Below are 14057 nucleotides of genomic sequence, written 5' to 3' on the forward strand. Positions count from 1 at the left end.
CGCCGACGGGGCGCCCGGCCTCATATCCCGGGCGCACCCACAACGACGACGAACACACTCCGCTAGACGGGCCGTTGCAACACCGCCATGCTGCGGTCCACCAGCGTCAGCCGATCCCCGGCCTGCACCTTCGCCCCCGTGCCCGGCGGCACCCCGTCGGGGCGGCCGGTGTCGACGACGACCTCCCACTGCCGGCCGTGGTTGACCGGCACCACGAAGTCCAGCGTCTTGGGCGAGGCGTTGAACATCAGCAGGAACGAGTCGTCGGTGATGCGCTCCCCGCGGGCGCCGGGCTCGGAGATCGCGTTGCCGTTGAGGAAGACCGTCAGCGCCGAGGCCTGCGCCCGGTCCCAGTCCCGCTGGGTCATCTCCTTGCCCTGGGGAGTGAACCAGGCGATGTCCGACAACTCGTCGTGGGTGCCCTCCACGGGCCGCCCGTGGAAGAAGCGGCGGCGCCGGAAGACCGGATGGTCCTTGCGCAGCCACACCATCGCGCGCGTGAACGCCAGCAACTCGGCGCCCATCCCCGCCGCCGCCTCCCCGGCCTCCTCCGGCCAGCGCACCCAGGCCAGCTCGCTGTCCTGGCAGTAGGCGTTGTTGTTGCCGCGCTGGGTGCGCGCGACCTCGTCGCCGTGGCTGATCATCGGCACGCCCTGGGACAGCATCAGCGTGGCGATGAAGTTGCGCATCTGCCGGGCGCGCAGCTCCCGCACCTCGGGGTCGTTGGTCTCGCCCTCCGCCCCGCAGTTCCAGGACCGGTTGTGGCTCTCGCCGTCGCGGTTGTCCTCGCCGTTGGCCTCGTTGTGCTTGTCGTTGTACGAGACGAGGTCGTGCAGGGTGAACCCGTCGTGGCAGGTGACGAAGTTGATCGAGGCCAGCGGGCGCCGGCCGTCGTCCTGGTAGAGGTCGGAGGAACCGGTCAGCCGGGACGCGAACTCCGCCAGCGCGCGCGGTTCGCCCCGCCACAGGTCCCGTACGGTGTCGCGGTACTTGCCGTTCCACTCGGTCCACAGCGGCGGGAAATTGCCCACCTGGTAGCCGCCCTCGCCGACGTCCCACGGCTCGGCGATCAGCTTCACCTGGGAGACCACCGGGTCCTGCTGCACCAGGTCGAAGAACGACGACAGCCGGTCCACCTCGTGGAACTGCCGGGCCAGGGTCGCCGCGAGGTCGAAGCGGAAGCCGTCGACATGCATCTCGGTGACCCAGTACCGCAGCGAGTCCATGATCAGCTGGAGGACGTGCGGGGACCGCATGAGCAGGGAGTTCCCGGTGCCCGTGGTGTCCATGTAGTACCGCTGGTCGTCGGTCAGGCGGTAGTACTGCGGGTTGTCGAGCCCCTTGAAGGACAGCGTCGGGCCCAGGTGGTTGCCCTCGGCGGTGTGGTTGTAGACGACGTCCAGGATGACCTCGATCCCGGCCTCGTGCAGCGCCCTGACCGCCGATTTGAACTCCAGGACCTGCTGGCCGCGGTCGCCCCAGGAGGCGTACGCGTTGTGCGGGGCGAAGAAGCCGATGGTGTTGTAGCCCCAGTAATTGTTCAGACCCATGTCGACCAGACGGTGGTCGTTCACGAACTGGTGGACCGGCATCAGCTCCAGGGTGGTGACGCCGAGCTCCACCAGGTGCTCGATGATCGCGGGGTGCGCGAGCGCGGCGTAGGTGCCGCGCAGCTCCTCGGGCAGCCCCGGGTGCCGCATGGTGAGGCCCTTGACGTGCGCCTCGTAGATCACCGTCTCGTGGTACCCGATCCGTGGCCGCCGGTCGTCGCCCCAGTCGAAGTAGGGGTTGACCACGACGGACGTCATGGTGTGCGGCGCCGAGTCGAGGTCGTTGCGCTTCTCGGGCGAGTCGAAGTGGTAGCCGTACACCTCCTCGCCCCAGCGGATCGAACCGCTGATCGCGCGCGCGTACGGGTCGAGCAGCAGCTTCGAGGAGTTGCAGCGCAGACCGCGCTCGGGAGCGTACGGGCCGTGCGCACGGAAGCCGTAGCGCTGTCCCGGCATCACGCCGGGCAGATACGCGTGCCGGACGAACGCGTCGCTCTCGCGCAGTTCCACCGCCGTTTCCGAGCCGTCGTCGTGCAGCAGACACAGCTCTACTCGGTTCGCGGCCTCCGTGAAGACCGCGAAGTTGGTACCGGCGCCGTCGTACGTGGCACCGAGTGGATACGCCTCTCCAGGCCAGACCTGCATGAAACGACTCTTTCAGCTCTCCCGCGCCGCGTGTGGCGCCTTGGCCCCGAGTGTCCCCGAAAGTGATGGAACCACCTATGACTTACGTCCCTCTTACCGATCGACCGGTGCACAGGACGATCACAGGATCGTCCTGAGCCGAACCATTTGGGGCAGACACGTACTCCCGGAGTACCCGGGGAGTAGGGGGAAGATGTGCGCAAGATAGTGCACCGCCACCTCGGGAAGGTGGTGGCAGGTGCGGCCATCGCGGTGGCCGGGACCGCCGTGATGGTCGGGATCACCCTGCCGGGTACGGCGGGGGCGGACGACACAGGGGGCGGCAAGTCGGCGTCGGGCCAGTCCGCGGCGCAGGCCGGACAGGGGGCGGACGGGGCCGTGGCGCCCGGGGTCGTCGAAAAGGCGCCGGCCGCCGAGGGCGAGAAGGGCAAGGGTCGCGACCCGCTCACCGACGACGAGATCCAGCGGGTCGAGCAGCTCGCCGTGAACCCGCAGATGATGAACGCCAGCGAGGATGTCGAGGGCGACCGCGGCCCCGAACGGCTCACCGTGGACCTCGCCGACCCCAGGGTCGGCGAACTGGACGACCCGAACGCGCCCCGGCGCGCGAACGTGACGTTCTACGACTACCGGGACGACACCCTTGTCACCAGGACCGTCGACCTCGACAGCGGCAAGGTCGTCGCGACCGGCACCCAGCACGGCGTCCAGCCGCCGCTGAGCAGCGCCGAGTACGCGGAGGCCGCGAGCCTGCTGATCGCCGACCCGCTCGGCGCGGACCTGAAGGCCGACTACAAGGACGCCACCGACAAGGAACTCACCGACCCGAACCAGCTGCTGCTCACCGGCGCCGTGTACCGGGCCGTCCCGGGCGGCCAGCCCGCCGTACTCGACAAATGCGGTGAGCACCGCTGCGTGCGGCTGTTCCCGAAGGTGAAGAACGGCCCCTGGATCGACGCCAGGGCCTTCGTGATCGATCTCAGCGCCCGCAAGGTCGCCAAGCTCGAGAGCTGATCCGCCTCCCTCCGTCCACTTTTCCCACCTGCTCCTTCCGCAAGGGAGTCATTTTCTTCATGCGTGTCAACAGAATCAGCCGCGCGCGCAGGCACGCGGCCCTCGGCGTGTCCGTGGCCGCGCTGGCCGCCGGTGTCACGACCGGTGCGGGACCGGCCGCCGCCCAGCCCAAGGCCGCCGCCGCGGCCGCGGCGGAGTGCAGCAGCGCCTACAAGATCGAGCAGAAGCTCGCCAGCGGCACGACCTGGCGGATGTGCTGGCGCTACGACAGCAAGGCCGGAATGGTCCTGGAGGACATCTCCTACCAGCCCAAGGGCGAGGCCACGGCGATCAAGGTCCTCAACAGCGCCCGGCTCGGCCAGATCCACGTCCCCTACGACGACGGCAGCGTCGAGTACGACGACCTGACGGGCTTCGGCTTCGCACAGGGCCTGATGAACCTGGACCCGGGCGAGTGTCCCGGCGGCACCATCAAGAGCGTCAAGGTCCCCGACGCCTGGGACCCGGACCGCGCGAACGTCAACGGCCTGTGCACCACGACCCGTTCCCGCGGCCACGCCTACCGCATGCAGGGCGACAGCGCGAACAAGGTCTACCAGGCCCAGGGCAAGGACCTGCTCGTCTACACGGTCAACCAGGTCGGCTGGTACGAGTACATGACCGAGTGGCGCTTCCAGGACGACGGCACCATCACCATGAACCTCGGCGCGACCGGCAGCCTCTCCTACGAGGACTACGACGCCGGCGACGGCCGCGGCTGGCCCATCGGCAAGGGTCCCCGGGCCCAGGCCGTCAGCCACAGCCACAACGCCTTCTGGCGCCTGGACTTCGCCCTCGATGGCTCCTCCAAGAACCGGGTCGAGCAGTACGACTCGACGGTCACCGCGGCCGCCCAGGGCCAGCAGACCGCCACCGTCAAGACCACCCGCACCCCGGTCACCAAGGAACTCGCGGGCGACGCCAAGAGCTACCGCTGGTGGCGCATGGTCAGCGCGGCCGGCAAGAACAAGGACTGGCACCCGCGCTCGTACGAGATCGTCCCCGGGCCCAGCACCAAGTACCCGGCCCGCTCCTTCACCAAGCACGACGTGTACTTCACCGAGTACAACCCGTGCGAGCAGTTCGCCAGCAACAACACCGGTGACTGCGGTGCCGGAGCGGGCAAGTCCGTCGACAAGTGGGTCAACGGCCAGACCCTCACCCACCCGGTGGTCTGGATGAACGTCGGCTTCCACCACATCGCGCGCGACGAGGACCAGCAGCCCATGCCGGTCCACTGGCAGGGATTCTCCATCGCCCCCAGGGACGTCACGGCTATGAATCCGCTCACTCCGGCCGAGCTCGCCGGGCAGAACGGCCACTGGGAATTCGGTAGTTGAGATTGAGCCTGTCCATCCGGCTGCACCGCCGACCGCTCCCGGAGTACCCTTCCTTGATCGTTGGCAAGGGGAGTGCTCGGGGGAGCGGAAGGCGGTGCGCGGGTGGGCTCGGGAGGGCTGGAGTTGCCCCCTGGTGACGAGGGTCACGAGGGGAACTCCGCAGACGCCCCGCCCGGCACGGTGTCCCTGGCACGGCCGATGGACGCGGGAGCGACGATCGGGCCGGAGCTGGACTGGGACGCCGACGCCTGGCGTGAGGTACGCACGCGCGCACAGCGGGCGGGCCGGGCCTACATCTGGCTGAACCTCGTCGAACAGCGGCTGCGGGCCGTCGTGGCCGCTGTACTGCGTCCCATCTACGAACCCGTCCACGGTCAGGACGACTGGGTGGTCGCCGCCGCCGGTCCCGCCGGACAGGAGTGGGTCCAGCGCGCGGTCGCCGTCCGCGAGGTCAGCCGCCGCAAGGGATATCTGCTCGACCCCGCCGACGACAACGTCCTCAGCTTCCTCACCCTGCCCCAGCTCCGTGAGCTGATGGTGCAGCACTGGCCGTGCTTCGAGCCCTACTTCGACGACCGCCGGGACGTCGAACTGGCCCTGGACGAGCTGGAGGTGACACGCAACGTCGTCTCCCGCAACCGGGCCCTGTCCGAGGCGGTCCTCGGTCAGGCCGAGCGCGCCTCCGCCAAGCTGCTCGAGATACTCGGCGCCGGCGGTGACGTGCCCTCCGCGCGGCGGCTGCCCGTCGACGCGGTCGAGGACCTGGTCGGCGACCGGTACGCCGACGTGGTCGCCGTGCACTCCGACCGGGTGCGGCTGCTGCGCCAGTTCCCCGCCGAGGACATCTTCGGCGCCGCCCGACGCCTGGACGCCGTCGGCATCGGCCTCAACCTCCTCGTGCAGAACTTCTCCGGCCGCCGTCTGGTGCGCCTGGCCGAGGCCGGCTGCCGGGTGCGGCTGCTGTTCCTGAACCCGGCCTCCAGCGCGGTCAAGCGGCGGGAGCGGGAACTCGGCATGAAGCGCGGCGAGTTGAGCCGCGCCGTCGAGATGAACATCCTGCACATGCGCCGGGTGCGCTCCAGGCTGCGCGACCCGGGCGCCTTCGAGATCCAGGTCTACGACGACACCCCGCGCTTCACGGCCTACCTTGTGGACGGCGACGGTTCGGACGGGATCGCGGTCGTGCAGTCCTATCTGCGCCGGTCGCGGGGCATGGAGGCACCGGTCCTGGTGCTGCGCAACGGTAACCGGGTGGTCAAGGCGGGCGACATCGACGACAGCGGCCTCTTCCCGACCTACCGCGAGGAGTTCGAGACGAACTGGGCGGATTCGCGGCCGGTGTCCTGAACATCCCACCGTGCGGGGTGCCAAGCGGAACGCGGTCCCCTGATTGTCAGTGGCGCATGGGAAGGTGGAGACCACTGGGGGAAAGCACCACCAAGAAGGGGGACCGCCCATGGGCTGGCACCGAGAGCTGCTGATCGGCTTCGACCTGGAGACCACCGGCACCGATCCGCGCGAGGCGCGCATCGTCACGGCTGCCGTGATCGAGGTCAGGGACGGTCAGGCCCTGGGGCGCCGGGAGTGGCTGGCGGACCCGGGCATGGAGATCCCGGCGGACGCCGTGGCGGTGCACGGCATCAGCAACGAGCGGGCGGCGGCCGAGGGCCGCCCCGCCGACCAGGTCGCCGACGCCATCGCGGACGTCCTCACGACCTACTGGAAGACGGGCGTCCCGGTGGTCGCCTACAACGCCGCCTTCGACCTGAGCCTGCTCTCCGCCGAACTGCGCAGGTACAACCTGCCGTCCCTGCGTGAGCGCCTGGGCGGTCTCGACCCGGCCCCGGTCATCGACCCGTACACCATCGACCGCTCGGTGGACCGCTACCGCCGCGGCAAGCGCAACCTCGAAGCGGTCTGCACGGAGTACGGCATCGCCCTCGACACCGCCCACGACGCCAGTGCCGACGCCCTCGCCGCGGCCCGGCTGGCCTGCGCGATAGCCGTGCGCCATCCCAAGGTCGCGGCCCTCGGCCCGGCGGACCTGCACCGCCGGCAGATCGAGTGGTACGCGGAGTGGGCGGCGGACTTCCAGGACTTCCTGCGCCGCAAGGGCGACGCGACGGCCGTGGTGGACGGCACCTGGCCGCTGCGCGAGCCTGCCGACGAAACGGTGTGAGAGGGCGTCATCCCCGTGGCGAACCCAGGTGCGGAGGGCTCGCGACGGCCTCCACCCGGGGCTTCGCCAACCGCTCGTAGTCGGCCCCCGACAGGCACAGCGACCGGTCGAGGCGGGCGGCGTTGAAGTACAGCCGGGGCTGCTTCACGACATCCGGATCGGCGACGACCTCAAGCTCGGGGTCGAAGCTGAACGGCAGCACCGTGCCGGGGATCGCCCGGGCCAGCCGCTCGGCGGTCTCCGCGTCACTGAACCCGACATAGCGCGCGGCGAACAGCGCCCGGACCGCGTCCAGGTCCACGCGCCGGTCGCCGGGGACGACCGCGAGGACATGCCGGGTGGTCCGCCGGTCCACCTTGACCCGCAGCACGATGCACTTCGCGGCCTCGGAGGCGGGGTGTCCGCGCAGCGCGCACACGGCCTCGGTGGTGCCCTCGGGTTCGTGGTCGACGATCCGGTACTCGACGGAGGAGGTGTCGAGCAGGGAGATCAGACGGTCGTAGGTGTCGTAGGCGTCGTCGCCGGACATCGGATGTCCTCTTCCGTGGTGCGGACTTCGGTGTGGGGTACGGCGGTTGTGCGGTGGGCGCGTTCCACGGACTGCCCCCAGTAGGTGCCGGTGATCATCATGACCGCTCCGAGGCCGGTCAGTGCGGTGAAGTGCTCACCGCCCAGGGCGACTCCGGCCGCCGCGGCCCAGATCGGCTCGGTGCCCAGCAGCAGACTGGCGCGGCTGGCCGAGGTGCGCTGCACCGCCCAGGTCTGGGCGAGGAAGGCGAACACACTGCAGAACAGGGCGAGATAGAGCAGCTGCGTCCAGGTCGCCGGGCCCGCGTGGGACAGGGCCGGAAGATCGCGCGCGGCCAGGGGGAGGAACAGGGCCGTGCCGACGAGGGTCTGCACGGTCGTGAGGTGCAGCGGCCGTATCGCCCGGCCCGCGGTGAGCCGGCCGACGAGTGCGACATGACCGGCCCGTACGACCGCGGCGCCGAGCATCAGCAGGTCGCCGAGGCGGGGCGCGTGGAAGCCGTTGCCCGCCATGAGGAGACCGACGGCCAGGACGCACACCCCGGCCGCGGCATAGAACACGGGCGGCAGACCGCCCTGGTGACCGGTGCGGTCGAGGAGGGGGGTGAGGACGATGGTCAGGCTGATGATGAGCCCCGCGTTGGCGGCACTGGTGTGGGCGACGCCGTAGGTCTCCACGACCAGGACGGCGGCCTGGGTGAGGCCCAGGGGCACCCCCGCCCGCAGCTCCTCGCGGGTCCACCGGCGCGGCCCTCCCCCGGGGGAGACGACGACTGCCAGGCAGGCGAGCGCGGACAGGGCGTAGCGGGCGAGGAGCACCAGCAGGACAGGCAGAGCGGACGTCGCCGTCTGGGCGGAGAGATAACTCGAACCCCAGACGATCGCGACCAGCAGGAGTACCACATCGGTACGGCGGGCGTCGGACACCCGCCCACCCTGCACCCCACCGTCTCTGAAGCCCAGGACCAGCTTCTTAAACGATCTTTTAGTACTCCTACACTGTCGTGGTGGACGAACGACAGCTGCGGATCCTGCGGGAACTCGGCGAACTGGGCAGCGTCACCGCGGTCGCGGAGGCGCTCCTGGTGACCCCGTCGGCGATCTCGCAGCAGCTCAGACTGTTGCAGCGGTCGGTCAGGGTGCCGCTGACCGAGCGCGACGGCAGACGGCTGGTGCTCACGGACGCCGGTCAGGCGCTGGCGGGCGCGGCCATCGAGGTGGAGACGGCGCTGGCCCGCGCCCGGCACACGGTCGAGGAGTTCGTGGACCGGCCCGGCGGCGAGGTCTCGGTGGCGGCGTTCCACAGCGCGGGCGCGGCCTTCTTCCCCCTGCTGCTGCGCGCCCTGGCCGACCCCGGTGCCCCCGTGCCGAGGCTGGCCGACGAGGACGTCCCGCAGGAGGACTTCCCGCGCCTGACCCGTGCATACGACATCGTCCTGGCCCATCGCCTCGACCATGCCCCCGACTGGCCGCCCACGGTGACGGCCACCACGCTCCTGCGGGAACCACTGGACGTGGCCATGCCCGCCGACCACCCGCTGGCGGCCAGACGCCGGGTGACCCCGGCAGACGTGGCCGACGAGCCCTGGATCACCGTCCACGACGGCTTCCCCGTCATGGCCACCATCGAGGCCATCGCGGCGGCAGCGGGCCACCGCCTGCACCTGGCCCACCGCATCAACGAGTTCGCGGTGGCGGCGGAGGCGGTGGCGGCGGGCGGCGGCCTGGCGTTGATGCCCCGCTGGACGATGCGCCGGCATCCGGCACTGGCCCTGAGACCTCTGAGCGGCGTACAGGCGAGACGCCACATCGACGCCCTCTACCGCCCGGAGAGGACGGCGAGAAGGGCGGTTCGCACGGTCCTGACGGAGCTGAGGGCGGCGGCACGGACCATTCGGGGCGCGGACGACTGAGCCGGGGGCGCGGCTCACCGGTCAGAACGGGTACCAGCGCACCGTCTCGTCGCCGTCCCGCAAGGACGCCACCCGGCGCTCGAACTCGGCCAGTGCCTTGGGATCGGCCGGCGCGTGCTGGGCCACCCATGCGCAGCTGGCCGTCTCCCGGGCTCCCCGCAGCACCGAGCACCCCTCCCACTCCCGCACATCCCACCCGTAGGCGGCGGTGAAGGAGTCATAGGCCGCCGCGGGCACCCCGTACCGGTCCCGGGACAGCGCCATGACCACCAGATCGTGCTCCCGCAGATCCGAGGAGAACGTCTCCAGATCGACGAGAACCGGCCCGTCCGGCCCCACATGGACATTGCGGGGAAGCGCGTCACCGTGGATCGGCCCCGGCTCCAGATGGGGCGTCAGGGCTGCCGCGGCCGCCGCGAAACCGTCCCGCCGCTCCCGCAGGTACGCCGCGTCGGCGGGGTCGATCGCGTCGCCCGCGAGGCGCAGCCACCGCTCCACACCCCCCAGCAGTTCCCGGGGAGGCAGGGCGAAGGACGGCGAGGGCAGCGCGTGCACCACCCGCAGCAGTTCGGCCAAATCCCGCGGCTCGGCGGGCCGTACGGCGTCGGGGAGCCGGTGCCACAGCGTCACCGGATGCCCCTCGACCGACCGCGCCTTGGGCTCAGCCGCCCGCACCGCGGGCACCCCGGCCTCCGCCAGCCACCCCGCGATGTCCAGTTCACGGCGCGCCCGGTCGAGGAGTTCGGCGTCGCGTCCCACCTTGACGACCAGGTCACCGGCGGCGAACACGGCGTTCTCCCCGAGGGCGAGAAGCTGCGCGGACCCTGCCGGCAATCCCGCCGCGGAAAGTACGTCCCGCGCCCGTGTCTCGTCCATCGTCCGGCCTCCCGGTCCTGACATGTCCCGCATGCCTGTGTATCGCCATCGCGAACGGCGTCGAGTTCACGCCATCGCCCGGCCAGTCTCGCATTCCCACAGGTGGGCCGGTGTGCGCGCTGCCTTGACGGCGTATACCCCCTTCACGACCATGACGGAGGCCCAGGCCAGGAGGGGCCGGATCGGCACGAGCCGCGCGAAGGAGCCGATGACGTGACCGTGATGACCGCGACGGAGCGGTCGGCGCAGGGCGCACCGCGCGCCGAGGGGGACCGCCGCCCTGCCGACCGCGGGGCCTGGATCCTGGTGCTGCCCGCGCTGATCCCCATCCTGGTGCTGAGCGTGGGGCCCCTGCTGTACGGGATCTCGCTGGCCTTCACCGACGCCCAGTCGGGCCGGACCCGGGCCACCCGGTGGATCGGCGGTCTCAACTTCCAGGACCTGCTGCACGACACACTGTTCTGGGAGTCGTTCCGGATCGGCCTGGTGTGGGCCGTCGGCGTGACCGTGCCGCAGTTCCTGCTCGCGCTCGGCCTCGCCCTGCTGCTCGACCAGGACCTCAGGCTGCGCTGGCTCGCCCGCGCCCTCGCGATCATCCCCTGGGCCATGCCCGAGGTCGTCGTCGGTGTCATGTGGCGCCTCGTCTACAACCCGGACGCCGGTGTCCTCAACGAGACCCTGCGCACCCTCGGCCTCGGCGACGGCCGTGACTGGCTCAGCGGCCTGTCCACCGCCCTGCCCGCCGTGATCGTCGTCGGCGTCTGGGCCGGGATGCCCCAGACGACGGTCACCCTGCTCGCCGGACTCCAGAACACCCCGCGCGAACTCCACGAGGCGGCCGCGATGGACGGCGCGGGCGCCTGGCGACGATTCCGCACGGTCACCTGGCCCGCCCTCAGACCGGTCGCGCTCGCGATCACCGCGCTCAACTTCATCTGGAAGACGGGGGATTGACGCCGTCGATCTCTCTGACCTGCACACCCCTTGATCCAACAAGGGGGAGTGGGAAACGAGTGGGAAACGAACTAGCCGTTCTGGCGCCCCAACCGCTCCTGCAACCCGTCCCAGCGCTCCTGCAACGTCTTCATGATGCTCTGCTCCATCGGAACTGTCACGCTGCTGTACGTCCCCTCAACACCCGGCACCTCATGGCCCATCCGCGACTCCACCGCGAACTTGCTGTGCCCGTCCTCGTCCAGCCAGGATTTGTGGCCGTGACGGATCAGGTACAGCCGCCGGCCCTTGAACGAAGGCACCTCCGGCATCGCCGCCCGGTTCCAGCGCGCCTGCCTCGACACGCGCTCCTCCGCACCGTCCGCGATCGGCCGCCAGTACTTGTAGTCGAAGTTCACCGCGCCCAGGCTGCCGCCCTGAATTGCCGGGAACACCCACCGGCTGTCGTGACTGGCAAGCAGCTCCTCCAGCAGCCCACCCAGGAACGCCGGGATCACCAGGCTGCGGTAGCTCTCGTACTTCGGCGGGAAGAACCGCAGCTCGCTTTCCTCGTACTGAACTTGGCGTTCAACACGGATCGCCGGCATCAGTCCGGGGCCCTTGCCGTAGCGCTCCCGGTCCTCCGCGTACCGGTCCTCTTCTTCCGGGTCGGGGCGCGGGTCACTGGCGGGCCAGTTCGGGTAGCAGTACTCGCGGGTCAGCCCGTACAGCTCGGCCGGCCGCATGCCCGTCATGGCCATCGTCCACATGAAGGCGTAGCCGCTCAGCCCGAAGTAGGCGCGGGCGTTCACGGCCAGCTGCTCGATGGCCTCCGGCGTGACGTCCTTCTTGCGTTCCTTCGGCTTCTTCTTGAACTTGCCGCGGCGCCGGCTGCGTTCGACGGGCGACGTCTTGAGCAGGCGGGGCACCGCGTCGTCGAGGACCATCCCGAGGACCATCATCACGTTCTTCGCCGAGCCGGGGCCGAGGACGTTGTTGACGTGCTTGCGGAAGGCCCGGTAGGCGAGCACGTCGATGTCGGAGACCGCGGTGTTGCGCTTCTTGAAGTACGGCCGGATGTGGTTCTCGATGGCCGAGCGGTAGCCGCGCTCCGTCAGATGGGCGTGGTCCATGGCTTCGAGCCAGTCGTCCAGCCAGTCGGACATGCGGGTCTGGCCGTCACGGTTGGAGACGTGGTCCCCGGCCCGGATCTCCGCCATCTTGTCGAGGCCGTGGTTGTACGCCTCGTCCTCGTCGAGGAACCCGCCCTTGGACTCGAAGCGCTTACGGCCATCGTCGTGGTATTCGCCGGTCCACCACTTCACGCGGCAGGTACCGCCGCGCCATTCGGTGTAGACGTCGCGTGCGCGCCTGGCCATGTCGCCCCCTCGTGCGGCTGTGGTGCGCGGTAGTCCGGCAGGCACCCCTGCCGCCGAGACTCCGCGTCTTCATGGTCTCAGCCGTCTTGCCCGAGTGGGCAGTGACGGCAGTGACCGCATTCACCACCGAGGTCCCGCACCAAGTCCGCCATGGCGGCCTGCGCTTCAGGCCGTTCGCGGATCTGGCGTGGAACCACGCAGACGATCCCTTTGCCTGTACGGACCGCGACTCCTTCGAACGTTGGCCCGTAGTCGACTATGAGCGCGTCTCTTTGAAGCATGGCTCCCCCTTCGTCGCCTGATGGGAAGCCTTCGAGGACGTGATCCGACTCTGCCACGTCGTGCACGTTTTGGGACTGGGTGGGACTCAAGTGAAGTGCCGAAAAAAGGTAACGGAACAGTAAAACCAAAAGGGTTGTACGCCAATCGAGTGAACTTCAGCTAGATCAGACCGCGTTCACGCAAGTCACGCACCACGCGCTCGCTCATCTCCCGGATCTCTTCGGCTGACGTGCCCCTCGCCGTGGCGATGAGGGCGAGCTGGACCACATCCCGCGCCTCAGCGTCGAGAACCTCCGGCGGCACAGGTGACTTCTGGACATCGGGCGCCTCGGCGACCTGACCGACCGGAACAGGCTCACCGCCCTCCAGGACATCGAGGCAGCTGCCGGGTGCCCACTGGAGCAGATCGTCGATCTTCACGTAGTTGGTCTCGCGGATCGATAGGCCCTTTTCGACGCGCTGCCAGGTGCCTTTGGAGACGCCGGCCGCCTTCGCGTTGGCGTCGTTCATGGCGATGCCGAGATCGGCGCGGCGGCGCTTGGCCGCCCGCGCAAGCCTCTCAAGGTCGTGATCCGTAGGGGATGGCATGGGGTCATCTTGGCAGGACCAGAGGGGACCAGCCAGGACTAGGGGCGACTTAGGCCCAAACTGATGCCCCCGTTTACCCAGCTCAGCGGGCGTCTACGGCTTCCTGGTGGCAACTCGTGTCAACTAAAGGCCATCTATGGCTAGACGGCAGGGTCATCTAAGGCTAACTTCCTCGTATGGCACAAAACCCAACCACCTTCGAGGTGGACGGGACGGCTATCTGCACCAAGCGCAAGAACGCGGGGATGGACGTCCAGCAGCTCGCCGACATGGTCGGCATCACCGACAGCTACCTCAGAAAGCTGGAACGCGGTGCCCGCAAACGCATGACGCCCGGCCCTTATCAGGCCCTGCGAGCCGCCCTGAACGCGAACCAAGACGAGCTTCTCCGTGCCCCCCACCCGAACCCCCCAGAAAGGAAGTGACGTGAACAGCATCCAGTCCCCGACGGCCCCCACCACGGCGGACAACAGCCCCTCGAAGTACCTCGACCTCAAGGAGGTCGCCAGGGAACTGAGGTGCAGCGTCCGCACCGTGCGGCGTTACCTCGCCAGCGGTCGCCTCGGCTACAGCCAGGAGAAGCCGGGCGGCGTCATCCGCGTCAGTCGCGACGACATCGACGCCTACTACGAGGCCAGCCGCATCGGGCCGGCCGTTTCCCGCCGACGCCCCGCCCGCGCCGCCGCCTAGACGGCAAAGGCCCCACCCGCCGGATCGCACTCCAGCAGCCGGGGCCCCGCGACCCGAAGGTCGCCGATCCACCCACACCATCCAGAAGAGAAGGGCGAACC

The 14057-nt window shown here is 69.7% G+C and carries 13 protein-coding genes and 1 pseudogene; 8 read left to right on the forward strand and 6 right to left on the reverse strand.

Annotation, left to right across the window (positions count from 1 at the left end; translation table 11 throughout):
* Positions 1-62: 62 nt before the first annotated feature.
* Positions 63-2195 (reverse strand): glycogen debranching protein GlgX, encoded by a 2133-nt coding sequence (gene glgX, locus ABZT93_RS37075; RefSeq protein WP_356112957.1) that lies wholly within the window; start codon positions 2193-2195, stop codon positions 63-65.
* Between the two features lie 195 nt (positions 2196-2390).
* Here glgX and ABZT93_RS37080 point away from each other — a divergent pair, with 195 nt between their 5' ends.
* The 4 genes from ABZT93_RS37080 (at position 2391) to ABZT93_RS37095 (ending at position 6767) form a co-directional block, all read left to right on the forward strand.
* On the forward strand, positions 2391-3209 hold the full coding sequence (locus ABZT93_RS37080; protein WP_356112959.1) for a Tat pathway signal sequence domain protein: 819 nt from the start codon (positions 2391-2393) through the stop codon (positions 3207-3209).
* Between the two features lie 59 nt (positions 3210-3268).
* A complete protein-coding gene (locus ABZT93_RS37085; protein ID WP_356112961.1) occupies positions 3269-4588 on the forward strand; it encodes a copper amine oxidase in 1320 nt (439 codons plus the stop codon).
* Between the two features lie 72 nt (positions 4589-4660).
* Positions 4661-5935, forward strand: coding sequence for an SAV2148 family HEPN domain-containing protein (locus ABZT93_RS37090; RefSeq protein ID WP_356113022.1), 1275 nt, complete (start codon positions 4661-4663; stop codon positions 5933-5935).
* 109 nt (positions 5936-6044) lie between these two features.
* Positions 6045-6767: a 3'-5' exonuclease gene (locus tag ABZT93_RS37095; RefSeq protein ID WP_356112963.1), complete on the forward strand. Its 723-nt coding sequence runs from the start codon at positions 6045-6047 to the stop codon at positions 6765-6767.
* A 7-nt stretch (positions 6768-6774) separates the two neighbouring features.
* Here the strand turns inward: ABZT93_RS37095 and ABZT93_RS37100 are convergent, their stop codons facing one another.
* On the reverse strand, positions 6775-7296 hold the full coding sequence (locus ABZT93_RS37100) for a YbaK/EbsC family protein (protein ID WP_356112965.1): 522 nt from the start codon (positions 7294-7296) through the stop codon (positions 6775-6777).
* A complete protein-coding gene (locus ABZT93_RS37105; protein WP_356112966.1) occupies positions 7257-8222 on the reverse strand; it encodes a DMT family transporter in 966 nt (321 codons plus the stop codon). The genes ABZT93_RS37100 and ABZT93_RS37105 overlap by 40 nt, the downstream gene beginning before the upstream one ends.
* 80 nt (positions 8223-8302) lie before the next feature.
* Here ABZT93_RS37105 and ABZT93_RS37110 point away from each other — a divergent pair, with 80 nt between their 5' ends.
* Positions 8303-9208 (forward strand): LysR family transcriptional regulator, encoded by a 906-nt coding sequence (locus ABZT93_RS37110; RefSeq protein ID WP_356112967.1) that lies wholly within the window; start codon positions 8303-8305, stop codon positions 9206-9208.
* A gap of 21 nt (positions 9209-9229) precedes the next feature.
* Here the strand turns inward: ABZT93_RS37110 and ABZT93_RS37115 are convergent, their stop codons facing one another.
* Positions 9230-10084, reverse strand: a complete 855-nt coding sequence (locus ABZT93_RS37115; RefSeq protein WP_356112969.1) for an aminoglycoside phosphotransferase family protein — start codon at positions 10082-10084, stop codon at positions 9230-9232.
* A 213-nt stretch (positions 10085-10297) separates the two neighbouring features.
* On the opposite strand from ABZT93_RS37115, the pseudogene ABZT93_RS37120 reads away from it, so the two are divergent.
* Positions 10298-11023, forward strand: a pseudogene (locus ABZT93_RS37120) (sugar ABC transporter permease); the annotation flags it as partial.
* A gap of 86 nt (positions 11024-11109) precedes the next feature.
* Here ABZT93_RS37120 and ABZT93_RS37125 read toward each other — a convergent pair.
* The gene (locus ABZT93_RS37125) at positions 11110-12396 is read right to left on the reverse strand and encodes an integrase (RefSeq protein ID WP_356112970.1); all 1287 of its coding nucleotides are present in this window, start codon (positions 12394-12396) and stop codon (positions 11110-11112) included.
* Positions 12397-12837: 441 nt separating this feature from the next.
* On the reverse strand, positions 12838-13266 hold the full coding sequence (locus ABZT93_RS37130; RefSeq protein WP_356112972.1) for a hypothetical protein: 429 nt from the start codon (positions 13264-13266) through the stop codon (positions 12838-12840).
* A 176-nt stretch (positions 13267-13442) separates the two neighbouring features.
* On the opposite strand from ABZT93_RS37130, the gene ABZT93_RS37135 reads away from it, so the two are divergent.
* A complete protein-coding gene (locus tag ABZT93_RS37135) occupies positions 13443-13691 on the forward strand; it encodes a helix-turn-helix domain-containing protein (protein WP_356112974.1) in 249 nt (82 codons plus the stop codon).
* Position 13692: 1 nt separating this feature from the next.
* Complete coding sequence (locus ABZT93_RS37140; RefSeq protein WP_356112976.1) at positions 13693-13956, forward strand: helix-turn-helix domain-containing protein; 264 nt, start codon at positions 13693-13695, stop codon at positions 13954-13956.
* The last annotated feature ends 101 nt before the right edge of the window (positions 13957-14057 follow it).

Source organism: Streptomyces sp. NPDC005303, from assembly GCF_040607335.1.
Classification (GTDB): domain Bacteria; phylum Actinomycetota; class Actinomycetes; order Streptomycetales; family Streptomycetaceae; genus Streptomyces.

Excerpts from the sequence above, each read along its gene's own strand:
- glgX (WP_356112957.1), bottom strand. The coding sequence starts at position 2,195 with ATGCAGGTCTGGCCTGGAGAGGCGTATCCACTCGGTGCCACGTACGAC.
- ABZT93_RS37085 (WP_356112961.1), top strand. The coding sequence starts at position 3,269 with ATGCGTGTCAACAGAATCAGCCGCGCGCGCAGGCACGCGGCCCTCGGC.
- ABZT93_RS37095 (WP_356112963.1), top strand. The coding sequence starts at position 6,045 with ATGGGCTGGCACCGAGAGCTGCTGATCGGCTTCGACCTGGAGACCACC.
- ABZT93_RS37100 (WP_356112965.1), bottom strand. The coding sequence starts at position 7,296 with ATGTCCGGCGACGACGCCTACGACACCTACGACCGTCTGATCTCCCTG.
- ABZT93_RS37115 (WP_356112969.1), bottom strand. The coding sequence starts at position 10,084 with ATGGACGAGACACGGGCGCGGGACGTACTTTCCGCGGCGGGATTGCCG.
- ABZT93_RS37125 (WP_356112970.1), bottom strand. The coding sequence starts at position 12,396 with ATGGCCAGGCGCGCACGCGACGTCTACACCGAATGGCGCGGCGGTACC.
- ABZT93_RS37130 (WP_356112972.1), bottom strand. The coding sequence starts at position 13,266 with ATGCCATCCCCTACGGATCACGACCTTGAGAGGCTTGCGCGGGCGGCC.
- ABZT93_RS37135 (WP_356112974.1), top strand. The coding sequence starts at position 13,443 with ATGGCACAAAACCCAACCACCTTCGAGGTGGACGGGACGGCTATCTGC.